Annotated in this window: 18 protein-coding genes; 8 read left to right on the top strand and 10 right to left on the bottom strand. The window is 70.5% G+C overall.

The features are described from left to right. Positions 1 to 194 precede the first annotated feature (194 nt). Together FO059_RS07760 and FO059_RS07765 are read right to left on the bottom strand one after the other, a co-directional pair. Positions 195 to 1631, bottom strand: coding sequence for an HNH endonuclease signature motif containing protein (locus FO059_RS07760; RefSeq protein ID WP_143907751.1), 1437 nt, complete (start codon positions 1629 to 1631; stop codon positions 195 to 197). Positions 1632 to 1850: 219 nt separating this feature from the next. Beyond that, positions 1851 to 3221, bottom strand: coding sequence for a dipeptidase (locus tag FO059_RS07765; protein WP_143910556.1), 1371 nt, complete (start codon positions 3219 to 3221; stop codon positions 1851 to 1853). A 121-nt stretch (positions 3222 to 3342) separates the two neighbouring features. Between FO059_RS07765 and FO059_RS07770 the strand changes: the two genes are divergently transcribed. The 5 genes from FO059_RS07770 to FO059_RS07790 all read left to right on the top strand — a co-directional run bounded on the left by FO059_RS07770 (position 3343) and on the right by FO059_RS07790 (position 7776). After that, positions 3343 to 3954 carry a suppressor of fused domain protein gene (locus tag FO059_RS07770; RefSeq protein ID WP_372497918.1) on the top strand — a complete coding sequence of 204 codons (612 nt, stop codon included), beginning with the start codon at positions 3343 to 3345 and terminating at the stop codon, positions 3952 to 3954. Positions 3955 to 4046: 92 nt separating this feature from the next. After that, positions 4047 to 4973, top strand: a complete 927-nt coding sequence (locus tag FO059_RS07775) for a PHP domain-containing protein (RefSeq protein ID WP_143907755.1) — start codon at positions 4047 to 4049, stop codon at positions 4971 to 4973. Then, positions 4974 to 5465 carry a hypothetical protein gene (locus FO059_RS18720; protein ID WP_233267040.1) on the top strand — a complete coding sequence of 164 codons (492 nt, stop codon included), beginning with the start codon at positions 4974 to 4976 and terminating at the stop codon, positions 5463 to 5465. It begins immediately after the preceding gene. 89 nt (positions 5466 to 5554) lie between these two features. Next, a complete protein-coding gene (locus FO059_RS07785; RefSeq protein ID WP_168226594.1) occupies positions 5555 to 6811 on the top strand; it encodes an NAD(P)-dependent malic enzyme in 1257 nt (418 codons plus the stop codon). Further along, positions 6808 to 7776: a glycine betaine ABC transporter substrate-binding protein gene (locus FO059_RS07790; RefSeq protein WP_143907757.1), complete on the top strand. Its 969-nt coding sequence runs from the start codon at positions 6808 to 6810 to the stop codon at positions 7774 to 7776. The genes FO059_RS07785 and FO059_RS07790 overlap by 4 nt, the downstream gene beginning before the upstream one ends. A 16-nt stretch (positions 7777 to 7792) precedes the next feature. Here FO059_RS07790 and FO059_RS07795 read toward each other — a convergent pair whose 3' ends face one another. Genes FO059_RS07795 through FO059_RS07805 form a run of 3 tightly spaced genes read right to left on the bottom strand, consistent with a single transcriptional unit; the run spans position 7793 to position 11162 of the window. Continuing rightward, entirely contained in the window at positions 7793 to 8728 is a 936-nt protein-coding gene (locus FO059_RS07795; protein ID WP_143907759.1) for an alpha/beta hydrolase, read from the bottom strand. Positions 8729 to 8757: 29 nt separating this feature from the next. Next, on the bottom strand, positions 8758 to 9615 hold the full coding sequence (locus tag FO059_RS07800; RefSeq protein ID WP_143907761.1) for an SDR family NAD(P)-dependent oxidoreductase: 858 nt from the start codon (positions 9613 to 9615) through the stop codon (positions 8758 to 8760). Continuing rightward, complete coding sequence (locus FO059_RS07805) at positions 9612 to 11162, bottom strand: flavin-containing monooxygenase (RefSeq protein ID WP_143907763.1); 1551 nt, start codon at positions 11160 to 11162, stop codon at positions 9612 to 9614. The genes FO059_RS07800 and FO059_RS07805 overlap by 4 nt, the downstream gene beginning before the upstream one ends. A gap of 71 nt (positions 11163 to 11233) precedes the next feature. On the opposite strand from FO059_RS07805, the gene FO059_RS07810 reads away from it, so the two are divergent. After that, positions 11234 to 11860: a TetR/AcrR family transcriptional regulator gene (locus tag FO059_RS07810; RefSeq protein ID WP_143907765.1), complete on the top strand. Its 627-nt coding sequence runs from the start codon at positions 11234 to 11236 to the stop codon at positions 11858 to 11860. Positions 11861 to 11973: 113 nt separating this feature from the next. Here FO059_RS07810 and FO059_RS07815 read toward each other — a convergent pair whose 3' ends face one another. The 3 genes from FO059_RS07815 to FO059_RS07825 all read right to left on the bottom strand — a co-directional run bounded on the left by FO059_RS07815 (position 11974) and on the right by FO059_RS07825 (position 20633). Next, complete coding sequence (locus FO059_RS07815) at positions 11974 to 15771, bottom strand: multifunctional oxoglutarate decarboxylase/oxoglutarate dehydrogenase thiamine pyrophosphate-binding subunit/dihydrolipoyllysine-residue succinyltransferase subunit (RefSeq protein ID WP_143907767.1); 3798 nt, start codon at positions 15769 to 15771, stop codon at positions 11974 to 11976. A gap of 163 nt (positions 15772 to 15934) precedes the next feature. Beyond that, on the bottom strand, positions 15935 to 19621 hold the full coding sequence (locus FO059_RS07820) for an ABC transporter ATP-binding protein (RefSeq protein WP_143907769.1): 3687 nt from the start codon (positions 19619 to 19621) through the stop codon (positions 15935 to 15937). A gap of 232 nt (positions 19622 to 19853) precedes the next feature. Then, on the bottom strand, positions 19854 to 20633 hold the full coding sequence (locus FO059_RS07825; RefSeq protein WP_143907771.1) for a hypothetical protein: 780 nt from the start codon (positions 20631 to 20633) through the stop codon (positions 19854 to 19856). Positions 20634 to 20727: 94 nt separating this feature from the next. Between FO059_RS07825 and FO059_RS07830 the strand changes: the two genes are divergently transcribed. Continuing rightward, positions 20728 to 22242, top strand: coding sequence for a DHA2 family efflux MFS transporter permease subunit (locus tag FO059_RS07830; RefSeq protein ID WP_143907773.1), 1515 nt, complete (start codon positions 20728 to 20730; stop codon positions 22240 to 22242). On the opposite strand, the gene FO059_RS07835 is transcribed toward FO059_RS07830, so the two are convergent. Further along, the gene (locus tag FO059_RS07835) at positions 22223 to 23533 is read right to left on the bottom strand and encodes a D-arabinono-1,4-lactone oxidase (protein ID WP_143907775.1); all 1311 of its coding nucleotides are present in this window, start codon (positions 23531 to 23533) and stop codon (positions 22223 to 22225) included. The genes FO059_RS07830 and FO059_RS07835 overlap by 20 nt on opposite strands. A 218-nt stretch (positions 23534 to 23751) precedes the next feature. Here FO059_RS07835 and FO059_RS07840 point away from each other — a divergent pair, with 218 nt between their 5' ends. Then, a complete protein-coding gene (locus FO059_RS07840; protein WP_158726750.1) occupies positions 23752 to 24414 on the top strand; it encodes a TetR/AcrR family transcriptional regulator in 663 nt (220 codons plus the stop codon). A gap of 131 nt (positions 24415 to 24545) precedes the next feature. Here the strand turns inward: FO059_RS07840 and FO059_RS07845 are convergent, their stop codons facing one another. Beyond that, positions 24546 to 26342: an AMP-dependent synthetase/ligase gene (locus tag FO059_RS07845; protein ID WP_143907778.1), complete on the bottom strand. Its 1797-nt coding sequence runs from the start codon at positions 26340 to 26342 to the stop codon at positions 24546 to 24548. Positions 26343 to 26429 lie beyond the last annotated feature (87 nt).

Raw genomic sequence — 26429 nt, forward strand, 5'->3', positions numbered from 1 at the left:
GCCGCCAGCGTGGGCCGGCCGCCGAAGTCTCAAGTGGGGAAGACGCATACCCGTGGAATCCCGCGTCCAGCGTGGACCGGTAGGAGCACGCACCTCCACCCCCGCGTCGCAGTGCGGCGCGGGGGTGTCACGGGGCGATGGTGGCTGTGGTCGTGGCGGTGTTTGGCGGTTCGTGCGGCGCTGTACGGCCGGTGTCAGGGCGGGCCGGGGCCGTCAGTCGCGTTCGTGCGGCAGGCCGCCGGGCGGTCCGGAGCCGACGAAGGGGCTGCGCGGGGCGCGTCGGTGTGGAGTCCGTGGCCGTTGAGCCAGCGGCCGTGGGGGTCGATGGTGGCGGGCGGCCGGAATACGGGGATGCCGGCAGCGCTCATGGCGGCGGTCCAGCCGTCGTGGTGGACGGCCCGGTGGTAGGCCGCGCAGAGCAGGACGAGGTTGTCCAGGTCGGTGGGGCCTCCATCAGCCCAATGGACGATGTGGTGGGCCTGGGTCCAGGCGGGAGGGCGGTCGCAGGCAGGAAAGGCGCAACCTCGGTCGCGGGCGGCGAGGGCGCGGCGTTGGGCCCTGCCGGCAAGGCGGGTGGTGCGGCCGAGGTGCAGGGGGACGTCGCCGGGGCCGGTGATGATGGGAGTGATGGTCGCGTCGCAGGCGAGGCGGCGCACGGTGTGCGCGGAGAGAGTGCCGGTGTGGTCCGCCCAGCCGGTGCGCAGGGCTGCGAACATGTCGCCGTAGCGGCCCTGGTCGAGGTACTTGCGCATGCGGAGCCGGCGTTCTTCCGGGGCGGCGAGGTCTGCAGCGCCGATGTGGATATGAATGTGCGGCCGGCCGTCGCCAGTATCGGTCGCGGCCGCCTGGTAGCGGCGGAGGATCTCCGTGAGCGCGTCGGCGCGGCGCTGGGAGGCGCGGCGGCGGTCGGGGGAGCCGTCGGCTTCGGGCCTGGGCGCGGAGAGCGGCGACAGCGCGGAAAGGAGATGTTCTCCGGTGACTGCGTCGAGGTCGCCTTTGACGACGACGCGGCCGGCGAGGGTCTTGGAAGCGTGGAATTCGTTGCGGTCGGTGTCCTCGCCGGGCGGTGTGTCGTCCGGGGCGAACATCTGCCGGAGTCCTTCGCGAGCGTCCTGGAGGCAGCGCAGGTCGCCGCTCGTGGCCGCCTTGAGGAGCAGGTCACGGCAGGACGGCGCCGCGGCAGCGGGCATTCCGGCGGGCGGGTGGGCGAGGAAGCCGACGATGAGCTTGGCTTGTGCGGTGGTCATCTCGCCTGCCGCGTAGGCGGCGAGGACGTCGGGTTCGTCGTCGAGCGCGATTGCGAGCGTGGTGACCGCCCGGGCACGACCGGGCGTGGCGGTACTGGTGGCGGCGAGGTGGTCGACGATTGCCCCGCGGGAGCCGCGGGTGTCGGCGCGGCGGCGCGCGAGCTCGCCGATGATGCGCATGCCGGCGATCTCGCATCGGAACATCAGGGTGCTGACGTGGTCCAGCCAGCCGGTCAGCTGGCAGTCGGCGTGCTGCCAGAGTCCGTCGGAAAGAGGGGCGTCGAGGAGTTCACCAATGGACGCGACGAAGTCGTATGCGCGCGCCGCGCTGTCGTCGCGGGTGGTCCCCTTCGTCTCCGCGGTCCTCGTGATCTCCCTGGACATCGTCCCCCCTGCCGATTTCCCCCATCTGCGGCTTCCACGGTAAGCGCACAAATATTCGTTCGCAAGGGTGTTCTATGATCTGCGCGCCAATTCCCGAAACGCGCGCCAAATCCCGAAAACCGCACGATGGATCGCGCCGCCCATTGGACCGCGCATGCAGAACCACGGCTCCGCCCGGTGAACCCGCTCGGCTCCCGCGCGGAGCCGGGGCGGCCTGCGTCAGCCCCGCCCCAATCTCCGGAGCAGCATGGCCTCCGCCAGCGCGCACCGTTCGATCTCGCCGGGGTCGACGCTCTCGTTCGGAGCGTGGATGTTGCACTGCGGCTCCTCCACGCCGAACAGGGCGATCTCCGCCTCCGGGTGCTGCTCGGCAAGCGCGGTGCACAGCGGGATGGCGCCGCCCTGCCCGCTGTACTCGACCTCCGCGCCGAAGGCCTCGCGCAGCGCGTCGGACAGCGCCGCATAGCCGGGGCCGTCCGTGCGCGCGAGAAAGGGCCGCCCCACGGCCTCCCGCTCGACCCGCACCCGCGCTCCCCATGGGGCGTGCGTGTGCAGGTGTGCCACCAGCGCATCCTGGGCGGCGACGGGGTCGGTGCCGGGCGGCACGCGCAGATTGATGCGGGCCGACGCGCGGGGCTGCATCGCCGCGGCCGAGCCGACGACAGGAGGACAGTCGATACCGAGCACGGTTGCCGTGGGCCGCGCCCAGACGGAATCGGCGATGGCCCCGCTGCCAACGAGGTCGACGCCCTCGAGAACGCCGGCATCGCCGCGGAACCGCTCCTCCGGGTATTCGGCGCCCTGCCACACGCCGGAGGCGTCGAGGCCGTCGACCGTCGTGTCGCCATTGTCGGAACGGAGGCTCGCCAGCATCGCGATAAGCGCGGCCAGCGCGTCGGGTGCAGGCCCGCCGAACATGCCCGAGTGCACCTCGCCGGCGAGCGTTTCCGCCTCCACGTCCACGTTGGCGTTGCCGCGAAGGCTGGTCGTCAGCGTGGGCCGTCCCGCCGCCACGTTGCCGGAATCGGCGATGATGATCAGGTCGGCCGCGAACAGCTCAGGGCGCTCGACCACGAGTTGCTCCAGGCCGCCGGTCCCCATCTCTTCAGAGCCCTCGGCGATCACCCGCACGCCGACGCCCCCGAGGCCGTCGTCGCCGAGCGCCCGCAGCGCCGTGAGGTGCATGACGAGGTTGCCCTTGCAGTCGGCGGCGCCGCGCCCGTACCAGCGGCCGTCGCGCTCGGTAAGGGTGAACGGGTCCGAGCCCCACGCGGCATGGTCGCCGGCCGGCTGTATGTCGTAGTGGCTGTAGAGGAGCACCGTCGGCATGCCCGGCGCCGGCGGGCGGTGGCCCACGACGGCGACTGAGCCGTCGGCGGTCTCGACGAGGTCCGTTCGGGGGATCCCTGCGGCGGCGAACGCGTCCCGTGCCCACTGCGCGCCGCGCAGGCACTCCTGCGGGTCGACCTGGCGTGCGTCGGCCAGGGTGGGGATCGCGACCAGCTCGGCCAGGTCGGCGCGTGCCCGAGCCATGAGCCGGCGTACGCGCTCGCTCAACTCCTCGGTGACTGCGGATGCCGACTCTGCCATGGTGTGGTTCCCCTCGGTGAAGTACGCGGCCGCGCAATGGACGGTGGACGCCGTCTTCGACCACTGTGCCATCACGGACTGCGGTCCGTCCGGTTAGATGGCGGGTGTGGCGGACAACGTGGTGGAACAAGTCGAAGCGCATCTCGTGAAGCAGTTCGGCGGGCCTCCTGCGGGGGCCGCGTCGGTGACATTCCTGGGGCTCGAGCCGATCGTCGTGCAGGCGTTCGTGGCGGCTCCTCCCGGCCCGCGTGAGCCGGCCGCGGCGGGGGGCGGTGACACGCTGCTGCACCTCGTCTCGGTCGGGTGTTCACGCGCGCCTATGGCAGACCCGACGGAGATGGTCGCCGATCCGCAGCGCGGCCCGCGCGCCGAGATCGTCGTCGCGTTGCGCCCCACGGGCGGCGGCGTTCCCGCAGGACTGCACCGCTCGGTGGCGGTCCTGGCGGCGGCGCCCGCGGTGGAGGGCGTCGTGTTGGCCGCGGACGGGATCATCGACCTGGCCGAGCCGATGTGGCAGGGGTCCGCCTTCACCGCCGTGCTCCTCGGCGGGTCGGCCGTGCCCGATCTCGATCTGGCGCCGCCGCGTGATCCGGTGCGGTTCCTCGAGGCCGTCCCCCTCACCGCCACCGAGGCCGCCTGGGTCCGTGTTCGCGGTGCTGATGAGCTGCGCGCGGCGTGGGCCGAGGCGCAGGTCGATCCCCGCGATCCGGCGCGCCGAGCAGTAGCGCTCTGACCGGCGGCGATTCTCCGAGGTGCGGTCGTGTGCGGATCCCGGAACGCGGGCGCGTGCGGCGCGAACGCTGCGGCGCTGACAGACTGGAGTCCGTGCGAATCGACCTGCATGCCCACACCACCGCCTCCGACGGCACCACGGAGCCGCGCGCCCTCGTCGCCGAGGCCGTGACCGCCGGGCTGGACGTGGTCGCGATCACGGATCACGACACCACGGCCGGGTGGGCGGCGGCGACGGAGGCGGAGGCGGCGCTGGCCGCACCGCGGCCGTTGTCGCTGGTGCGGGGGATGGAGTGGTCGTGCGTGGCGCGGGCCGAGCCGGCCGGGACCGAAAAGGACGGGCGGGTCTCGGTGCACCTGCTGTGCTATCTGTTCGATCCGGATGATCCGGCGATCCTCGCGGAAACAGCGCGCCTCCGGGGCGAGCGTGGACGCCGGCTTCGCGTGATGGCCGAGCGGATGGCGGCGGACGGCCTCCCCGTGGACGCGGACGAACTGTTCTCGGATACGGAGCAGGTGCCGGGGCGCCCGCACCTGGCGCGAGTGCTGGTCGATCACGGGGTCGCGGAGTCGATGCAGGCCGCGTTCGCCGGTCCGCTGAGCAAGGATTCGCCGTACTACGAGCGCAAACGTGACACGCCCGTGGAGGACGCGGTGCGCGCGGTGACAGCCGCCGGCGGCGTCACCGTCATCGCCCACCCGCGTGCGCGCAGCCGCGGGGCGCTCATGGACATGGCCCAGATCGTGGAACTGGCGGAGTCCGGCCTGGCAGGCGTCGAGGCCGACCACCTCGACCATGACGCGGACGACCGGGCCTACCTGCGGGACCTCGCCACAGGCGCGGGCCTGGTGGTGACCGGTTCGTCGGACTTCCACGGCGGGAACAAAACGGTCCGGCTGGGCGCGGAGCTGACCGCGCCCGATCAGTATGCTGCGTTGGTGGAACGGGCGTTCGGGGTCGACGTGGTGGGCGGCGGGAGTGCGGCCGCGCAGGCGACGACATCCGGCGAGGGGGCGTAGGTGGTGCGGGGGAGTGCGGACTGGGGCACCGGCGGACGGGGCGGCGCGATGCAGCGTCCCGGGAACGACTATCAGGACTACCGCGGATCGGACGACGGGGCACCTGCCGACGACTACGCCGACGGCGGATACGCCCACGGCGGATATGCCCACGGCGGATATGCGGAGGCCTCCGGCTACGGCGCGGATGCGGCGATGACCGCGCCGGAGGAACCCGGCCGTCCTGTGCGGGCGCTGCGGGCGCTCGGCGGTTCCGTCGTGGCGGGGCTGGTGCTGCTGACGATCGGGATCATCGTGGTGTCCATCCTCGGCGGCAGGCGGGGCATCCCGGGGCCGGGCGGGGAATCGCTGATCGTGCACCTGCTGGGGAGCGGCGTCGCCCTGGTCGCCCAGCGGTACGCGGACCGCACGCGCGGCTTTGCGGCCGCCGCCTGTGCGCTGGTGGTGTTCTGCGCGGCGGGGGCCGTCCTGTGGACCCAGTGGTGGGGGTAATACGCGGAGACGCTGGCTGTAGTGTTGTGCGGGTAACAGGCCCGGGTGGGCCGGGTGAGCCGGCCTGCAGCGAACACGCAGGAGAGTCCGTGTCCACTGATTTCGATGCCGTCCACGCGAACCAGCAGACGCTCTCCGCGTTGACCTCCGAGGAGATCTTCGACGGCCACATCGGCGGGAAGCTCTCGGTGGAGACCACCACGTCGCTGGACAATCAGCGGGCGCTGTCGATCGCCTACACGCCGGGCGTCGCCCAGGTCAGCCGGGCCATCGCGGAGGACGATTCGCTGGCTCGGCGATTCACCTGGACGGACCGGCTGGTGGCCGTCGTCTCGGACGGCACCGCAGTCCTGGGATTGGGGGACATCGGCCCGCGCGCGTCGCTGCCCGTCATGGAGGGCAAGGCCGCGTTGTTCAAGTCGTTCGCCGGGCTGGACGCCATCCCGATCGTGCTGGATACGCAGGATCCGGACGAGATCGTCGAGACCCTGGTGCGGATGCGGATGAGCTTCGGCGCCGTCAACCTGGAGGACATCTCGGCCCCACGCTGCTTCGAGATCGAGCGGCGCGTCGTCGAGGCCCTCGACTGCCCGGTGATGCACGACGACCAGCACGGCACCGCCATCGTGGTGCTCGCCGCACTCACAGCGGCGGCCAGGGCCGTGCGGCGTGATCTGACCGGGCTGCGCGTGGTCATCTCGGGAGCGGGGGCGGCGGGAGTGGCGTGTGCCAACATCCTGCTCGCCGTCGGGGTGCGCGACCTCACCGTGCTCGACTCGCGCGGCATCATCTCCGCGGATCGCACCGACCTGACTGCGAGCAAGGCGGATCTCGCCGCTCGGACCAACGCCGTGGGGCGCACCGGCGGAGTCGCCGACGCGCTCGACGGTGCCGACGTCTATCTCGGCGTGTCCACCGGCACAGTCCCGGAGGAGATCGTGGCCACGATGGCGCCGGAGGCGATCATCTTCGCGCTGTCCAACCCCGACCCGGAAGTGCACCCGGACGTCGCGCACAAGTACGCGGCGGTCGTCGCCACGGGCCGCAGCGACTTCCCCAACCAGATCAACAACGTGCTGGCGTTCCCGGGCGTGTTCCGAGGCGCACTGGATGTGGGCGCCACAGAGATCACCGAGAACATGAAGGTGGCCGCCGCGCACGCGCTGGTGGACCTTGTCGGCGACGACCTGGCGCCGGGGCACATAGTCCCGTCTGCGCTAGATCCGCGGGTGGCCCCGGCCGTCGCACAGGCCGTGGCGGCCGCGGCGGTGTCCGACGGTGTGGCGACGCGGGCCGCCGAGGACCCGGCGGTCGGCTCCGTGCGGAAGGGCGGCGCTGCGGGGTGAGGTATCGCAGGTCCGCCGCGGCAGCAGCGGCGGTGTTGACGGTCGCGGTGGCGCTGACGGGATGCGAATCCACCACGGCACTGGAACAGGAATACTCCTCCACGCAATTGGTGGTGGGCTCCGGTGCATCGGCGGAGAGCCGGATCGTCGCCACCATTTATGCGGAGGCCCTGCGGGGCACCGGCATCGAGGTTTCGACCGATCTCGGGGTCGGTGACCGCTTCGACTATGTGCGGGCGCTGGAATCCGGGCGGGTCAGCGTCGTGCCGGACGACACCGCTTCGCTCCTCGCCTTCTTCGAGCGGTCGAACGCGGAGAACGTCCGCAATGCGGCGCCCGACGCGGAGAAGTCCGGTGGCGACACCGCGGCCACATCGGACGAGCCGGGCGCGGTCGGCGCTGTCGAGGAGGCGCTGAGCCGCGCGCTGCCGCAGTACCTCCGGGTCTCGGACGCGGCGCTGGCCGAACGCGGCCAGCGGTTGATCGTCGACGACTCCACGGCTTCGAAATGGGGTCTGCACAGCGTGTCCGACCTGGCCGCACACTGTGCGGACACCGACGCGAGCCTGGTGGCCGGGCTCGTATCTGACGCGCAGGTACGCGCGGCGCTGGCCGATTCGTATCGATGCACCTTCGCAGCGGTCGACGTCGTCGGCGATCCCGCGGATGCGGCGGACGCGGTGTCGCAGGGCCGGTCGGCGGTCGGCGGTGTGACAACCCTGTCGCCCGCGGCGTCGATGGACGGTTTCACCACCCTGGAGGACGACCGCGAGACGCTGCCTACCGGCAATATCGTGCCGCTGTACCGCGCGGGGAGCATAGGCGACCGTCAGGTCGAAGCGCTCAACAATGTGGCCGGCGAGCTGACCACCGACGACCTGGCCGCCATGGTGCGCCGGGTCGAGGTCGACGGTCGGCCGGTGGCGGACGTGGTGGGCGACTGGCGCGCCCAGCACGGCGTCTGACCGTCCGCAAGCTCCGTCAGCGCGGAAGCCGTTCGCGGAGGAACGCGGCGATCGCGTCCACCGACTCGGCGGCCTCGCGGACCAGGCCGGACTGCAGCTGGGCCACATGCCATAGCGTGGGCGAGACGTCGAAGGTGACGTCCACGCCGTCGTCCCGCAGCAGCCGGACGTACCGGGCGGCGTGCTCGTGCAGCATCTCCCGGGATCCCACCTGCACGTACGTGGGAGGGAAGCCGCGAGTGTCGGCGTGCAGGGGAGCGAAGCCCGGATCGTCCGCCGGCGTTGCGCCCCGGTAGGCCGCGCAGGCGAACCGGATCCAGCCGCGCCGCAGCACGGCGTCCTCCGTCATCGTCCCCGCGTCGGCTCCGGGGTCGACTGCGGGCGCGATGAGCACGAGCGCGGCGGGGCGGTGGCCATGGTCCAGCAGCCTGCGGGTCAGCGCCGCGGCTATGCCACCGCCGGCGGAATCGCCGGCCACCGCAATGGAAGCCGCGTGGTCCCCGTGCCGGCGGGCCAGGTCGGTGAACGCGGCCTCGGCGTCGTCGACGGCCGCCGGATACGGATTCTCCGGTGCGAGGCGGTAGTCGAGCGAATAGACCTCCGCGCCGGTGTCCCGTGCCAGCCGGGCGGTGAGGGGACGGTGGGTCCGCGGCGATCCGGTGACGAAGCCGCCGCCGTGCAGGTACAGCACCGTGCGGGGCGGCCTCGCTGCGGCGGAGCGGCCGGCCGTCGCGCGGGCGGCGGCAGGCGGGACCGCGACGAACCGTTCCGCCGGACGGCCGCCGAGGACGACGGAGTCGCGGCGGACGCCGCGGACCACCGGCTGCACGACGGACGCGAAGTCGAGGAGGCGGCGTTGCCCGGCCACGGGCATGCGGTCGTTGAGGATCGTCCGGTAGACGGGCCGCAGCGCGCTCTCGACGAGACGCGGCGGCAGCGTGAAGGTAGGCACGGCGGTCGATCGTTCCGTTCCGGCCGGCCTCAGCCGGCCTTGGACGAGGAGGCGGGGGCCTGGGGTTTGGGCATCAGCATCCCCGTGACCGTGGAGACGACGCGCTGGTAGCCGGACCCCGTGAGTCGGACGAACAGATCCAGGGCGCGGGCATCGAGTCCGATGAGGACGCGTCCCCGGTCCGCGTCGACGCCCTTGAGGATGCGGCGCGCGGCGGCCTCGGGGCTGGTGTGGGCCAGGTAGCGGTCGAAGAACTGCGAGAAGTCGCGCTGCTGGTAGCCCTCCGCGGTAGTGCTGTTGCGGGCGATCGCGGTCTTGATGCCGCCGGGATGCACACAGGTGACCCTGACCGGGCGTCCGGCCGCGAGCATCTCCTGGCGCAGCGACTCGGTGAAGCCGCGCACCGCGAACTTGGCCGCGTTGTAGGCGCTCTGGCCGGGCACGGCGAGCAGTCCGAACAGGCTCGAGGTGTTGATGATGTGTCCGTCGCCGGATTCGATGAGGTACGGCAGGAACGCCTTGGTGCCGTTGACGACGCCCCAGAAGTCCACGTCCATGACGCGCTCGATGTCTTTGAACTCGGAGATCTCCACCTCGCCGGTGAAGGCGATGCCCGCATTGTTGAAGACCAGGTTGACGGTGCCGAAATGTGCGTTGACCGCGGCGGCGTAGTCGATGACGGACTCGCGCTGGGTGACGTCGAGGGGCGACGAGTGGACGTCCGCGCCGAGTTGCTCGGCTTGCCGGACCGTCTCGGTCAGGCCCAGGGTGTCCATGTCGGACAGCGCCAGCCGTGCGCCGCCTTTCGCCAGCTGAAGTGCGAGTGCCCGTCCGATGCCGGAGCCCGCTCCGGTGACCACTGCCACTTTGCCTGCGATATCGGTCATGATGCGTTCTCCTCGAGGGTCGCCCCGGCGCGGTCGTGGCCGGTCCGGCGGGTGGTCAGGTGATAGGCGTCCAAGTCGAACCGCCTGGTGCGGCGACGGAAGTCGAAGGTGAAGCCGGGCCACAGGGTCGTGTTGTTGCCGTGGCTGTCCAGATACCAGCTGGCGCAGCCGCCGGTCATCCACACCGACGGGCCCAGTTGGTGCTGGAGGTCGCGGTTGTAGCCGTCCTGGACGTCGCCGCGCACCTCCACCGTCGCGAGGCCACGCCGGTGCATCGTGGAGACCGCGTCGACGACGTAGTTGATCTGCGATTCGATCATGTAGACCATCGAGCTGTGCCCGAGGCCGGTGTTGGGTCCCACCATGAAGAACATGTTGGGGAAGCCCGCCACGGTCGTGCCCTTGTAGGCTTGCATGCCGATGCGTCGCCAGGTCTCGGCGAGCGAGTCCCCGGAACGGCCGCGGATCACCTCGAAGGTGGGCGAGTCGGTCACGTGGAAACCGGTGGCCACGATCAGTGCGTCGACGGCGCGCTCCGAGCCGTCCTCGGTGATGATCGAGTGCGCGGTGACCTCGCGGATCCGGTCGGTGACCACGTCGACGTCGTCCCGGTCGAGGGCGGGATAGTAATCGTTGGAGATCAGCATCCGCTTGCAGCCGATCGTGAAGTCCGGCGTGACCTTGGTGCGGAGGGCGCGGCTTTTGATGCCGCGCCGCAGATGCAATCGCGCGGCGAGTTGCAGCGGCTTGAGCAGTGCGGGCACGCGGGCAAGGCCCACCACCTGCGTCTCGCGCATCGCGTAGACGCCCGCGCGGGCCAGCCGCTGGAAGCCGGGGACGTGCCGGAAGGCGAACCTCTCGGCGGGGGAGTAGCGGCGGTCTGCGCGCGGCATGACCCAGGGCGCGGTGCGCTGGTAGACGTCCAGGTGCGCGACGTCGGCGGCGATGGAGGGGACTATCTGGATGGCGGAGGCGCCGGTGCCGATGATGGCCACCCGCTTGCCGGTGAGATCCGCGTCGTGGTTCCACTGCGAGGAATGGAACAGCTCGCCCTGGAAGCCGGAGATCCCCTTGATGTCCGGCAGTGCGGGCTCGCACAGCGCGCCGACCGCGGCGATCACCGCGTCCGCCGTGTAGTCGCCGTCGGTGGTCTGCACACGCCAGTGCGCGGCGTCGCCGTCCCAGTCTGCGCCGAGCACCTCGACGCCGAACCGGTGCCGGCCGAGCACGCCGGAGCGTTCCGCGATGGTGCGGATGTAGTCCTGGATCTCGCCTTGCCGCGAGAACGACCGCGACCAGTCCGGGTTGAGCGCGAAGGAGTACGAGTACAGCTGCGACGGCACATCGCAGGCGGCGCCGGGATAGGTGTTGTCCCGCCAGGTGCCGCCCACATCGGCGCCGCGCTCGAGGACGAGGAAGTCGCCCTGGCCCGCCTCGTCGAGTTTGATGGCGGCGCCGAGCCCGGCGAACCCGCTGCCGATGATGAGCGTGCGGACATGCCGGGGCGCGGCGGACCGGTCCGCCTCGTCCTTGGTCGCTGTGGTCATGCCTCGAATGTAGAACGCTATTGAACGTGAGTCAATAGATGTGCGCTTGCAATTGACTGTCAGTCAGTAGAATGACCTCCGTGGAAGAGAAGCGCACCAGGCTCAGCCCGCAGGCCCGCCGACGGCAGCTCGTCACACTCGGCGTCGAGATGCTCAGCGGCCGTTCCATCGACGCAGTGTCCGTCGAGGAACTGGCGGAGAGGGCGGGCGTGTCACGCGGGCTGATCTTCCACTACTTCGGCTCCAAGCAGGGCTACCTGCTGGCGGTGGTGAAGCACCTGAGCGAGGAGATGATCGCGTTCACCGACCCGGACCCGTCGCTTCCCCCGCTCGAGCAGCTCAGCGGGTCTTTGTCCGCGTACCTGGACTACGTCACCGAGAACCGCGACGGGTACGTGTCGCTGCTGCGCGGGACGACGAGCAGCGATCCGGAGATGCGCGCGGTGTTCGACTACACCCGCGGGGTGCTCGCGCAACGGGTCCTCGAGCGCGTGCCGTTGATCGGGGTCGAGGTGACGCCGCGCGTGGAGTTGGCCGCGCGCGGGTGGGTCGCGTTCGTCGAAGAGACGGTGATCAGCTGGCTGCGCGAGCCGGGAGTTTCCCGCGAGGAGCTGCTGGAGCTGCTCAATCAGGCGCTGCCGGCGGTGGCGATGCGCCCTGAGCAGGCGCTGGCGTTGCTCGCGGCCGCCGACGTGTGACGCGCGGCGAGTCCGGCGTGCGAGCGCCGGCCGGAGCACGGCGAGGGCCCCGCCCCGGATGGATTCCGGAGCGGGGCCCTCGAGTCTGTGCACCGCCGGGTGGCGGGTGCGGCTCAGGCGAACGCCGCCTCGATTACCTCGTGCTGCTCCACGGCGTGCACCTTGTTGGACCCGGAGGACGGCGCCGACATGGGCCGCCGCGAGATCCGCTCCAGGTTGCCGAGCAGGTCCGGCAGCATGTCCGGCAGCGTCAGGCCGATCGTCGGCCATGCGCCCTGGTTGCCCGGCTCCTCCTGAACCCACCGGAAGACGGTGGCGTTGGGGAAGGCTTCCAGCGCCTGCCGGATCCGCCGCCGCGGCAGCGGGTAGAGCTGCTCGAGCCGGACGATCGCGGTGTCGGTGATGTTCTCCTTGTCGCGCTTGGCCGCGAGCTCGTAGTAGAGCTTGCCGCTGACCATGATCACCTTGGTCACCGCGTCGCGATCGCCGCCGCCGGCGGCGAAGTGCGGATCCTGCATCACCGAACGGAACTTGTTGTCGGTGAAGTCGGAAACCGGGCTGACCGCGGCCTTGTTGCGCAGCATCGACTTGGGCGTGAACACCACCAGCGGGCGGTGGATGCCGTCGTACGCGTGCCGCCGCAGCAGGTGGAAGTAGTTCGCCGGAGTCGACGGCACGGCCACGGTCATCGAGCCCTCGGCGCACAGCTGCAGGAACCGTTCGATCCGCCCGGAGGTGTGATCGGGTCCCTGGCCCTCGTGCCCGTGCGGCAGCAGCATGATCAGGTTGGAGCGCTGCCCCCACTTGGCCTCGCCGGACGAGATGAACTCGTCGATGATCGACTGGGCGCCGTTGACGAAGTCGCCGAACTGCGCCTCCCACAGCACCAGGGCGTCGGGGTTGCCGACGGAATAGCCGTACTCGAAGCCCAGACCGGCGAACTCCGTGAGCGCGGAGTCGTAGGCCAGGAACTTGCCGCCCTTGTCCCCGCCGAGGTTGGACAGCGGGGTGTACTCGGTCTCGTCCTGCCGGTCGATGAGCACCGAATGCCGCTGGCTGAAGGTGCCGCGCCGGGAGTCCTGGCCGGACAGCCGCACGAAGCGGCCCTCGTAGACCAGCGAGCCGAAGGCGAGGAGCTCGGCGAAGGCCCAGTCGATCTTGCCTTCACGGGTCATCTTGCGCCGGCGCTCGAGCACCGGCTTGACGCGCGGGTGCACGGTGAACGACTCGGGGAAGTTCAGGTGGGCGTCGCCGATGCGCTCGACCAGGGCGGGATCGACGGCGGTCACCAGGCTGGTGCGCAGCGTCTGGTCCTCCAGGACCGAGGGGCTGGGCTCGGCGGTGTACTTCTCGAGTTCGCGCACCTCGTTGAAGACGCGCTCCAACTGGCCCTGGTAGTCGCGCAAGGCGGCTTCGGCCTCGTCCAGCGAGATGTCGCCGCGGCCGATGAGAGCCTCGGTGTAGCTCTTGCGGACGCTGCGCTTGCTGTCGATGACGTCGTACATCTGCGGCTGGGTCATCGACGGGTCGTCGCCCTCGTTGTGTCCGCGGCGGCGGTAGCAGATCATGTCGATGACGACGTCCTTGCCGAACTGCTGCCGGAAGTCGACCGCGAGCTTGGCGACGCGCACGCACGCCTCCGGGTCGTCGCCGTTGACGTGGAAGATCGGTGCGTCGATCATCTTCGCCACGTCGGTGCAGTACTCGGACGAGCGCGAGTACTCGGGCGCGGTGGTGAATCCCACCTGGTTGTTGACGATGATGTGCACGGTGCCGCCGGTGCGGTACCCGCGCAGCTGCGCCAGGTTGAGGGTCTCCGCCACGACGCCCTGGCCCGCGAAGGCCGCGTCGCCGTGCAGGAGCATCGGCAGCACGGTGAACCCGTCCTGCCCCTTGTCGAGCAGGTCCTGCTTGGCGCGCACCAGCCCTTCCAGGACCGGGTCGACGGCCTCGAGGTGGGAGGGGTTGGCGGTCAGCGACACGGTGATGTCGTTGTCGCCGAACATCTGGATGTACGTGCCCGAAGAGCCGAGGTGGTACTTCACGTCACCCGAGCCGTGGGAGGCCTTCGGGTTCATGTTGCCTTCGAACTCGGTGAAGATCTGCTTGTAGGGCTTGCCGACGATGTTCGCGAGCACGTTGAGGCGCCCACGGTGCGGCATGCCGATGACGACCTCGTCGAGTGCGAACTCGGCGGCCTGGTCGATGACGGCGTCCATCATGGGGATGACGGTCTCCGCGCCCTCGAGCGAAAACCGCTTCTGGCCGACGTACTTGGTCTGCAGGAACGTCTCGAACGCCTCGGCGGCGTTGAGCTTGCTCAGGATGTACTTCTGCTCGGCCACGGCGGGCTTGGTGTGCGGCACCTCGATCAGGTGTTGCAGCCATTCGCGCTGTTCGGGGTCGAGGATGTGCGTGTACTCGATGCCCATCGTGCGGCAGTAGGCGTTGCGGAGGACGCCCAGCACGTCGCGCAGCTTCATCCTGTCGTGGCCGGCGAACCCGCCCACGTTGAACTCGCGGTCGAGGTCCCACAGCGTCAGATGGTGGCTGAGGACGTCGAGGTCGGGGTGGCTGTGGAACCGTGCCGGGTCCAGGCGCAGCGGATCGGTGTCGGCCATGAGGTGGCCGCGGTTGCGGTAGGCGGCGATGAGCTCGAGCACCCGGGTGTTCTTGTCGATGACGCCTTCGGCGATGTCCTGCCGCCAGCGCACCGGCTCGTAGGGGACCCGCATGTCCGTGAACAGCTCGTCCCAGAACTCGTCGGAGAGCAGCAGGTTGTGGATGCGCCGCAGGAAGTCGCCGGACTCGGCGCCCTGGATGATGCGGTGGTCGTAGGTGGAGGTCAGCGTGAGCAGTTTGCCCACGCCCACCTCGGCGAGGCGTTCGTCGCTGGAGCCCTGGAACTCGGCGGGGTATTCCATGGCGCCGACACCGATGATGGCGCCCTGCCCCTGCATGAGCCGGGGGACGGAGTGGACGGTGCCGATGGTGCCCGGGTTGGTGAGCGAGATCGTGACGCCGCTGAAGTCCGCGATGGTGAGCTTGCCGTCGCGCGCGCGGCGGACGATGTCCTCGTAGGCGTTCCAGAAGCGCGAGAAGCTCATCGTCTCGCAGTTCTTGATCGCCGCCACCACGAGCGAACGGTTGCCGTCCTTGCCGGGCAGATCGATTGCCAGGCCCAGGTTCACGTGCTCGGGGGTGACGATGTGGGGCTTGCCGTCCACCTCGGCGAAGTGGCGGTTCATTCCCGGGAAGTCCGCGATCGCGCGCACCAGCGCGTAGCCGAGGATGTGGGTGAACGAAACCTTGCCGCCGCGGGTGCGCTGCAGGTGGTTGTTCGCCACCGTGCGGTTGTCGATCATCAGCTTCGCGGGGACCGCGCGGACCGATGTGGCCGTGGGGATCGACAGCGAGGCGGCCATGTTCCGGGCGACTGCGGCGGCGGGCCCGCGCAGTACCTTGCTTTCGGGTCCGTCGCCTGCCTCGCCCTTCGCGGGGGCCGACTTGGCCGGTGCCGGCTTCGCGGGGGCCGACTTTGCCGGAGCGCCCTTCGCGGGGGCCGACTTGGCCGGTGCCGGCTTCGCGGGGGCCGCATTCTGCGCGGCAGGAGCCGTCCGGGCCGGCGCCGGCTTCGCGGACGGCGACTTCGCGGGCGCTGCCTTGGCGGGTGCCGGGGTGGCTGCGGCGGGTTTCGCCGCGCTCCGGTCGGCGGGGGGCGCGGTGGTGGACGTCGTCACGGAGGGCGGCTTGTCCGCGGATCGGCCGTTCTCACCCGTGCCGGGCTGGTAATCGGCGAGGAAATCGTGCCAACTCGCGTCCACGGAGGACGGGTCCTCCTGGAAGCGCTGGTACATCTCCTCGACCAACCACTGGTTTTGGCCGAACTGCGACGTCGAGCTGCTGGTCACGGCAGAAATTCGCCTCGTTTCGTTCTTTGCTCATCGATCAGCGTGCATGCCCGTACAGGCTATCGTGTCCGCGCCCGCGGGGTGCTGCCGTGATCCCGTTTCGCGGTTGCGCCTGGCGCCGTCGCCCAGGTGCGGGCGCAAAGGCCCCTCGGACAGGGGTGGCTCATGTCCGGGCGGGCACGGCGGTCCCCGAGGCGGCGAGCAGGCGTGCGTAGTGCCCACCTGAGGTGCGAAGGTGCTGCGGGGCGCCGCGTTCCACGATCCTGCCGTCGTCGATGACCAGGATCTCGTCGGCCTGTTCGGCGGTGGCCAGCCGGTGGGCGACGAGCACGGCGGTGCGATCGCGGCGCACTTTGCGCCCCGCGGCCAGCACTGTGAATTCAGTCACGGGGTCCAGTGTGGCGGTCGCCTCGTCGAGCAGTAGGACGTCGGGGTCGACGAGCTCCGCCCGGGCGAGCGCGACGAGCTGCCGCTGCCCGGCGGACAACCCCTGCCCGCGCTCGCCGACGGGATGGAGCATTCCGCCGTCGAGACCGGCGATGACATGCAGGGCGCCCACGGCCCGCGCGGCCTCCTCGATCCGGTCCCGGGTGGCGTCCGGCATGCCGAACGCGATGTTGTCGGCCACAGTCCCGGTGAACAGGTGCGCTTCCTGGGGGACGACGCCGAGTCGACCGCGGTATTCGTGCAGGGGGAAACGGCGGATATCGGTGCCGCCGACGCGCACCGTGCCGGACGTGGCGTCGTAGAAGCGCGCGATGAGCTTGACGATGGTCGACTTGCCCGCCCCCGTACGACCCACGAGCGCCACCGTCGATCCCGGGGTGATGGTCAGATCGACTCCTGTCAGGGCCGGCGGAGATTCCGGCGCGTACCGGAAGTCCACTCCGTCGAGCGCGACGGCCCCGTCGAGCCGGTGCACGGGAACGGCCTCCGGGGTGCCGGTGGGGTCGAGGATGGAGGTGGGCGTCCGCAGCAGCTCGCCGATCCGGCGCAGCCCCACCCGCGCCTGCTGGTATCCGTCGAACACCTGCGAGAGTTGTTGGACGGGGCCGAACAGCAGCCCCAGATACAGCACGAAGGCGGCGAGCGTGCCGGCCGACGTGGTGCCGGCGGCCACCTGCTTGGCGCCTACGAACACGATGGCCGCCAGCACGAGGTCGGAGATCAGCGTGATCAACGGGAAGTACACCGAGATCGCCACCTGGGCGCGCATGCGCGAGCTCCGGTACGACTCGGCCAGGCCGGTGAACCGCGCCGCGGCCGCCTGCTCGCGCCGGTGGGACTGTGTGGTGCGCAGCCCGGTGATGTTCTCCTGGAAGTCGGCGTTGACGGCGGAGACCCGCTCGCGCGAGGTGGTGTAGGCGGCCGAGGAGATGCGCCGGAACACCACAGTGGCGGCGATGAGCGGGGGGAGTGCGCACAGTGCGACGAGCCCCAGCGTCAGATCCGTCGCCAGCAGCGCTGAGAGCACGCCGATGATCGTCAGCACTGCGACGATCGCCGTCGACAGCCCGGTCTGCAGGAACGACGAGAGCGCGTCGACGTCGGTGGTCATCCTGGTCATGATCCGGCCCGAGAGCGTCTTCTCGTAGTAGTCGAGTCCCAGGCGCTGCAGGTGGCTGTAGCTGCGCACCCGCAGCTCGTAGAGGAGGCGTTCGCCGGCACGGGCGGTGAGCACCGTCATCCGGGAGACGATCACCCAGTTGACGGCGACGATGGCGGCGGCGCCGGCGGCGGTCAGATAGAGCACGTGTGGTCGGTGCGGGACCACGCCATGATCGATGGCGTATCGGACGATGATCGGGAAGGACAACCCGACCGCAGTGTCGAGGGCGACCAGCAGCGCCACCAATGCCAGCAACGGCGCCACGGGGGCGAGCATGCGCCGCAGGCGGAAGCGGAGGTCCGGCGCGCGCAGGTCGCGGTCGTCCATGCGCGGATCCTCTGTGGCAGGGGGAAGCGCAGCGAGCGCCGCACGCAGCTCCGGCGTGACGGCCATGGTTCCCAGCGCGTCGTCGCCGGGCTCCTCCGCCAGGGGCTCCCCGGCGGCGGATTCGCGTTCCCGGGGCCACAGCCGGGCGGAATCGGGTGGGCTGTCCGCGGCGCCGTCGACCGCGTCGCGTGGTTCCGCGGCGGTGCCGTCGTCCAAAGCGCGGTGGACCAGTTCCGGGCGGATGAGCTCGCGGAACAGGCCGCTCCGCGCCAACAGCTCGGCCTCGGTTCCGGCGTCGACGATGCGGCCGCCGTCGAGCACCGCTATGCGGTCGGCCAAGGCGAGGGTGGACCGGCGGTGCGCGATGACGATCGTGGTGCGGTCGGCCCGCCCCGCGCGCAGCGCCGCGAAGATACGCGCCTCGGTCTCGGCGTCCACGGCGGACGTCGCGTCATCGAGCACCAGCAGGCGAGGGTCCTGCAGGATCGCCCGGGCGAGCGCGATCCGCTGACGCTGGCCGCCGGACAGGGTGAGGCCGCGTTCGCCCACCGTCGTGGCGTAGCCGTCGGGGAGCGCGGCGATGAACTCGTCGGCGTCCGCGGCGACCGCGGCCGCCCGGATCTCCTCGTCGGAGGCGGCGGGCCGGCCCAGCGCGATGTTCGCCGCGATCGAATCGGAGAACAGGAAGGGCTCATCGAAGACGACCGCCGCGGTTTCGCGCACCCGATGCAGGGCGAGGTTGCGCAGGTCCGCCCGGGCGGTACCGGAGGTGAACGCGACCGTGCCCGAATCGGGGTCGTAGAAGCGGTCGAGCAGCTGGGCGAGCGCGGACTTCCCCGACCCGGTGGGGCCGACGAGGACGAGGGTCTGGCCGGGCTGCACGGTCAGATCGAGGCCGTCGAACACCGGACGGCCCGGCGTGTACGCGAAATCGACCCCCCGCACCTCGACGCCCACCGGCCCGTCCGGCAGATCCGCGGGGGCGTCGGGCTCGCTGATCGTCGGGCGGGCGTCGATCACCCCGAACACCCGCTCCGCGGCGGCACGCGAGAGCTGCACCATGACGAGCATCCCCGCCATGATCCGGGCGATCGCCGACAGTCGCGTGATGTAAGTGGCGAACGCCAGGAACGTGCCGATGCTGAGCGATCCCTGCAGCGCCAGCCACCCGCCGAGGGCGATGACGGCGACGAGCCCGAGCTGGGGGAGTGCGGCCAGGGCGGGGGCGAAACGCGCGTTGACCCGGGCGGCGCGCATCCGGCGGGCGTAGAGCGTGCGGCCCAGCCCCTCGATGCGCGCGGTCATGCGCGATTCCTGCCCGAACCCCTTGACCACGCGGACGCCGGTGACCGTCTCTTCGACGTGCTGAGCGAGATCCGCGGCCCCCTGCTGGGCGGACCAGGTGGCAGCGTGCATGGACTTGCGGCTCACGTAGGCCACCGCCGTGATGCACGGAGCCACCGCGAGCGCGACGACGGTCAGCAGCGGCGACAGGTAGGCCATGACGGCGAAAGCCAGCACGAACTGCAACGCCGACCCGACGACCATCGGGAACATCGCCAGCAGTCCTTGGGTCAATTGCAGGTCGGTGATGGACCGCGAGACCACCTGGCCGGTCCGGATTCGGTCCTGCGCGCGGCCGTCGAGCTTCTGCACGGTGGACAGGAGCCGCAATCGCAGGTCGTGTTGGACGTCGAGTGAGAGTCGCCCGGCCAGCACGCGGCGACCGAACATGCAGGCCCAGCGGACGCACGCCAGCGCCGCGATGGCCGCCGCGATGCCGGCGATGGTCGCGGTGCGACCGGCGGTGGCGTCGTCGAGCGCGCTGCGGGTCAGCAGCGGGAACGTGAGCTCCATGATGGTGGCGCCCGCCGACATGGCCAGCGCGCCGAAAAGCACGCCGCGGCGCGCCATGCATGTGGCCCACAGCCGGCGCAGCCATCCGGGTGGTGCGGATGCGCGGGAGGTAACGATGGCTTTCGGACGGGCGGCGTTCACCGCGCCGGCTTCCTCACCGGTCGGCTTCCGTCACACGGCGGCGCCCATACCCGCGCCGCCGGAGCGCGCCTGACAGAAACGTACGTGACGGGAACGCACGTGACAGCGGCGTGCATGAAAGGGGCGCACCGGCCCGATCGATCCCATATCAGCGATCGTATGCCTGGCCCGGGACGATGACGACCCGGCTTCCCGCTTCAGTGAACTCCAGGCTGTCCGCCAGGGCGGCGGCGGACGTCGATTCCATGCGCACCCTGGACTGGCAGATGAGGCCGCTGTCGAGGGCGTCGCCCACGGCGATGCCGGCGACGGTCCGGGCGTGTCCGCGCCGCCGGGACTCCGGTGCCGTGACCACGCGCAGATCTGCGAGAAGGTGATGTGCGGTGGTGTATCGGGCCAGTGCCACCCGCGACGAGTCGTCGAGCACGAGGGTGTACACCGGCGCGGCCTGGTCGGGCTGCCGCCCCGCAGGTTCGGCGCGTTCCGGCCCCGGCGCCGGGTGCAGTGCGCACACGATGTCCGCCGAGTCGTCGGCGGGCGCGGCGTCGAGGACCCGCGCGGCGTCGAGGGGACTGCGGGACACCACCGGCACTGCCGTTCCCGGTGGCGTGGAGGGCTCGTAGTGGTCGCGGAACGCGAGTCGTTCACGCGCCGCGGTGCGCATCCCGGCGCCGGGATTCCGCGCGGCGACGGCGGCCACCGCGGTGCCGTCGAGGAACGCGCCGGACGGCAGCTCCGCGACGGCGTCGACGAGATGGTCCGGGCCGCGCAGCGCGGAGGCGCCGAAGAGCTCGACGAACTCGAGGCCGGGCAACGCGTCGTCGCGGACCAGTGCGCGCTCGCCCGTCCGGGTGAAGGCGGCGTCATCCGGCAGTCGAAGGCCACGCGACCAGGCGAGTCCGACGACGTCGATGGTGTGTGAGTCCACGTGCCTCCTCGGGTCTCGATGCGATGGCCGGGGGGTATTCTTCCAGCCGGGCCGGCCGCGGTCCGGTGCAGCGTGGAGGTGAAGGGTTCGTCCTGTGAACGACAGCGTACGACCGTGGCCGGCGCTGTGGGCGCTGTGCCTCGGCTTCTTCATGATCCTCGTGGACAGCACCATCGTGTCGGTGGCCATGCCGGCGATCATGGAGGGCTTGGACGCCGACCTCAACGCGGTCATGTGGGTAACGAGCGCCTACCTGGTCGCCTTTGCGGTGCCGCTGCTCATCACCGGCCGCCTGGGCGACAGGTTCGGGCAACGGCAGATGTACCTGGCCGGGCTCGTGGTGTTCACTGCGTCGTCGGCGTGGTGCGGATTCTCCGGGGGCGTCACGATGCTGATCGTGGCGCGGGTGTTCCAGGGGATCGGCGCAGCGATCATGACCCCGCAGACCATGGCGGTGATCACCCGGGTGTTCCCGCCGGACCGGCGTGGCCGCGCGATGGGGGCATGGGGTGCGGTCGCGGGCGCCGCCACGCTGGTGGGGCCGCTGCTGGGCGGCGTGCTCACGGACTCGCTGGGCTGGGAGTGGATCTTCTTCGTGAACATCCCGGTCGGCGTGATCGGGTTCGCGCTGGCCTGGGCGCTCGTCCCGGACCTTCCACGCCGTTCGCACACTTTCGACATCCCCGGCGTGGTGCTCAGCGGGGCCGGCGTCTTCCTGCTGGTGTTCGGGATCCAGGAGGGTCAGAAGTACCGCTGGGGGACCATGACCGGCTTCCTCTCCATTCCGCTGCTGATCGGCCTCGGCGTGGTGCTGCTCGCGGTCTTCGTATGGTGGCAGTCGCGCACCCGCGCGGAGCCACTGGTGCCGCTGCGGTTGTTCCGGGATCGGAACTTCACGCTGGCGAACATCGCCATCGCATCCATGGGGTTCGCGATCACCGCGTTGGTGCTGCCGCTCATGCTGTTCACGCAGCTGGTATTGGGATACTCGCCCACCGAATCGGCGTTGGTGATGACGCCGATGGCGGTGCTGACCGGCGTGCTCGCGCCGTCGGTCGGCAGGCTCGTGGACCGGGTGCACCCGCGCTACATCGCGGGCCCCGGCCTGCTTCTGCTGGCGGTGTCGGTGCTGTGGTTCAGCCTGATCATGGAACCGGGCGTGCCGGTCTGGGAGTTGCTGCTGCCCGTGGCGCTGATGGGGGTCGCCAACGCCACGATCTGGTCGCCGCTGTCCGCGACGGCCACTCGTAACCTGGCGATGGACGTCGCCGGGGCCGGCTCGGGGGTGTACAACACCACGCGTCAGGTCGGGGCGGTGCTGGGCAGCGCCGCGATCACGGCGGCGATGTCGGCGCGGCTGGTGGCGGGCGGGCTTTCCGGGGCCGGTGGTGGTGAGCAGGCCGCCGCCGGCGGAACGCAGCGATTGCCCGAATTCATGCGGGACGCCTACGCGCTGGCGATGGGGCAGTCGATGCTGGTTCCGGCCGCGGTGCTGTTGATCGGAGTCGTCGCCGCACTGTGCTTCGAACGACCGAGCCACGCGGGCATGCGCCCCCTCGCGGATCGGACGACGGAACCCGGCAGGATCCTCAGCCCAGAACGCGGGTGAGGTAGTCGTTGCCGAACACCCGGTCCGGGTCGTACTCGTCGCGGGCCGCGACGAAGTCGTCGAAGCGCGGATATGCGGGACGCAGGTCCGGCGCGGCCCGGCGGTGGAGTTTGCCCCAGTGCGGCCGGCCGTCGACCGACCGTGCGATCTCCTCCACCGCGCGGAAGTACTGCCGGTGATCCTGCTTCCAGTACACGTGAACGGCCACGTAGGCGGTGTCGCGTCCGTGCGCGGTGGACAGCCACACGTCGTCGGCCGCGGCGAAGCGGACCTCGATGGGGAATCCGATCCGATGGCCACCGTCGGTCAGCAACCGGTCGATCCTCTCGAGCACCCCGGGCAGCTCTGCGACCGGGATCGCGTACTCCATCTCCCGGAATCGCACGCGCCGCGACGAGGCGAAGACATGGTGGGCGGCGTCGGTGTACTCGCGGGCCGAGAGCAGGCGCGCCGCGGCGGCGTTGGCGTGCGGGATGACCGCCGGCACGTGCGTGGAGACGGCGTTGATCGCGCCGAAGACGGTGTTGGACAGCAGTTCGTCGTCGATGTATCCGCGGACCCGCCCTACGGGGCGCAGCGGCGTCGAACCCGGTAGCCGGGTGTTGCGCTTGGTGAGGACGCGGCGCGTGTGGGGCCACCAGTAGAACTCGAAATGGTCGATGGCGGCGCGGATGCGGTCCAGGTCGGACAGCACGTCGTCGAGCGGCTCCGGCCGCTCCTCCGCGTGCATGACGTACGCGTTCCGGCAGTCGATGGTCATCTTGGTGAGGACGCCGAGTGCGCCGAGGCTGAGCCTTGCGGCCTGGAACAGCGTGGGGTTGTGCTCGGCGGAACACGCCACCGTGTCGCCCGCGGCGGTGATGATTTCGAGGCCCACGACCTGCGTGGCCAGGCCGCCGAAGGCTGCGCCGGTGCCATGCGTGCCGGTCGCGATGGCGCCGGCGAGCGTCTGCACGTCGATATCGCCCAGGTTGATCATCGACAGGCCCAGTGACCACAGCAACTCGTTCAGGCGGTCCAAGCGCGTGCCCGCACGTACGGTGACGTGCGCACCGGTGGCAGTGGGCACCACCGATTCGATCCCGGTCAGGCGATCGAGGTGGATGTGCATTCCGTCGGTGACCGCGACCGGCGTGAAGGAGTGGCCCGCGCCCACCGCCTTGACCGGTACCCCGGAGGAGGACGCCTGCCGCACCAGGCGTGCGACCTCGTCCGCGTCTGCGGGGTGTGCGACGACCTGCGGTTCGGCTCGGGCGCAGTCCGCCCAGTTCCTCCATGTAGTACCGGTCACATCACCAGTATGGACTGGACGATGGTCCAAGGCAATTTGGGGCGGTGGAACCGCTCTGGTGCGGGGTATGCCGCCCGCAGCGCCCGGTGTGGTGAAAAGATCACGGGCAGTGGAATGTGATCCAGTGGAGGTTCGGGCCGCGAAGGGCGGCGCGGCAAATGGATCCGGGGCGCGGGCCCCGGTCTGGCAGTCAGGACGGTGGACAGGTGACAGGTCGAATGGTCAACACTCGGTTGCCCGCTGAAGAACGCCGCGCGCAGTTGGTCCACGCTGCGTTGACCCTGGCGGAGGCGGAGGGCTTCGGGTCGGTCACGATCCGTCGCGTGGCGGACGAGGCGGGGGTGTCGCTCGGGGTGGTGCACTACTGCTTCGAGAGCAAAGAGGAGCTGATGGCGGCGGCCATCAGCAACATCGTCGCCATGCTCGGCGAGGCGATGGCGGAGGCATACGCCCCGGACGAAGGCGCGGAGCAGGTTCCGCAGGGGCGTGAGGGTCTGCGCGAATACCTGCGCCGCGGGGTCGAGAACATGTGGGGCCTGATCGAGGCCACCCCGAACGTGCAGCTGCTCACCTATGAGATCACCACCTACGCCTTGAGGCGGGGCGCCGGGCAGGAGGGGTCCGACCGGGACGCCGCCGCGCACGCGCTGGCCGCACGGCAGTACATCGTCACCGACTCGGTGGCGGTCGAGTTCCTCGAGGAGGCCGCGCGGGCGTCGGGAGTCCAGTGGGCTCGGCCGGTGGAATACGTGGCACGCGTGTCGTTGACGTTCATCGACGGCCTCGTGCTGCGCTGGCTCGTCGACCGCGAGTCGGAAACGGCGCGCTTGCAGTTGGGCGACTTCACGGATTTCGTGGTCGAGCTCGCCGACGCCGACTGACGCCGACTTCTGCCGACTGGTACCGGCGCCGACTGACGCAGGTGCGTCGTCGACGGCATGACCGCAGGCCGGGCACCGCCCGGCCTGCGGCGTCGATCATGCGACGGGCTTCGACGCCGGATGCTCGGGATTCACTTGGCGTAGAGAGCCTCGATGTCGCCCGCGTAGGTGGAGCTGACGACGTTGCGCTTGAGCTTGAGCGTGGGGGTGAGCTCGCCCCCTTCCACGGTGAAATCGGTGGTGAGCACGGAGAACTTCTTGACCTGCTCTGCCCGTGACACGGCCGCGTTGGCCGTCTGCACTGCGGAGTCGATCTCCGCCACCAGGTCCGGGTCGGTGGCCAGCGCGGTCATCGACGTGTCGGCGGGTTTTCCGTTGCGCTCGAGCCAACCCGGGACCGCCTCCGGGTCGAGCGTGATGAGGGCGGCGATGAACGGCTTGGCGTCGCCGACCACCATCGCCTGACTGATGAGCGGGTGCGCCCGCAGGCTGTCCTCGAGTCCGCTCGGCGCCACGTTCTTGCCGGCTGCGGTGACGATGATCTCCTTCTTGCGGCCGGTGATGAACAGGTAGCCCTCCGCGTCGAGCCTGCCCAGGTCTCCGGTGTGGAACCAGCCGTCGCGGATGGAGTCCGTGGTGGCGGCCTCGTTCTTCCAGTAGCCGTCGAAGACGACGTTTCCCTGGAGCAGCACCTCCCCGTCGTCGGCGATCTTGACCGCGCAGCCCTCCACCGGCCTGCCCACCGATCCGATGCGCTGGGCGTTCGGGGTGTTGACGGTGACGGCCGCGGTGGTCTCGGTGAGTCCGTAGCCCTCGTAGATGGTGACGCCGACGCCCCGGTAAAAGTGGCCCAGTCGCGCTCCGAGGGGTCCGCCGCCGGACACCGCGGCCTCGCACCTGCCGCCGAGCGCCGCCTTGAGCTTGCTGTAGACGAGCTTGTCGAAGAGCGTGTGCTTGAGGTTGAGGACGAGTCCCGGGCCGCCGGTGTCGAGGGACTTGCTCCACTCGATGGCGGTGGACTCGGCGGCGGCGAAGATCTTGCCCTTGCCGCCGTCCTCGGCCTTCTGCTTGGCGGTGTTGTACACCTTCTCGAACACGCGGGGGACCGACAGGACGAAGGTGGGCTGGAACACGGCGAAGTGGTCGACGAGGTTCGCGATGTCGGCTGTGTGGCCCACAGTGATCTTGGACATGAACGCGCCGACCGAAATGGCGCGGGCGAAAATGTGGGCGAGAGGCAGGAACAGCAGCGTGCTCTTGCCCTCCGTCATCATGTCGCCCAGCGAAGCGCTCGCCGCGGCGCCCTCGGAGAGCAGGTTGAAATGCGTGAGCTGCGCGCCCTTGGGGCGGCCGGTCGTTCCCGAGGTGTACACCAGGGTGGCCGCGTCGGCGGCGCGCACGGCGGTGCGGCGGGCGGTGACCTCGTCGTCGCCGATCCGCGCCCCGCGCTCGACCAGCTCGTCGACCGCGCCACGGTCGCCGTCGAACATCAGCATCTCTTCGACGTTGTCGAGTCGGTCGACGACCGCGCGGGTGACGTCGGCGTGTTCGTCCGATGCGACGATGAGCATCCGGCTGCCCGAGTCGGACAGGATCCACTCCGCCTGGTCCGCCGAGGAGGTCTCGTAGATCGCGACAGTGCACGCGCCGACGGTCCAGATGGCGAAGTCCAACGCCACCCACTCGTACCGGGTGGGGGACATCAGAGCGACGCGATCGCCGTGGCCGACACCGGACGCGATCAGTCCCTTGGCCAACGCCGTGACTTCGTCCGCGAACTGCGCCGCGGTCACATCCGTCCACGCGCCGGCGACCATGCGCCGGAACGGTACGACGTGCGGGGACTCCTGGGCATATCGGTAGACGGTGGCTGAGAGCGAATCATCGTCGGCGATCGTGTAGGACGCCTGAACCGCCAGCTCGGTCATGAGAACCCCCTTCGTTGGCCGGTGGGACGGTGACCGCCCTCACCTGGTCGCTGTGAGTCAAACCATAGCCGATGGTTCCTGCGGCAG

Origin of the sequence: Tomitella fengzijianii, from assembly GCF_007559025.1 — a bacterium.
Lineage (GTDB): Bacteria > Actinomycetota > Actinomycetes > Mycobacteriales > Mycobacteriaceae > Tomitella > Tomitella fengzijianii.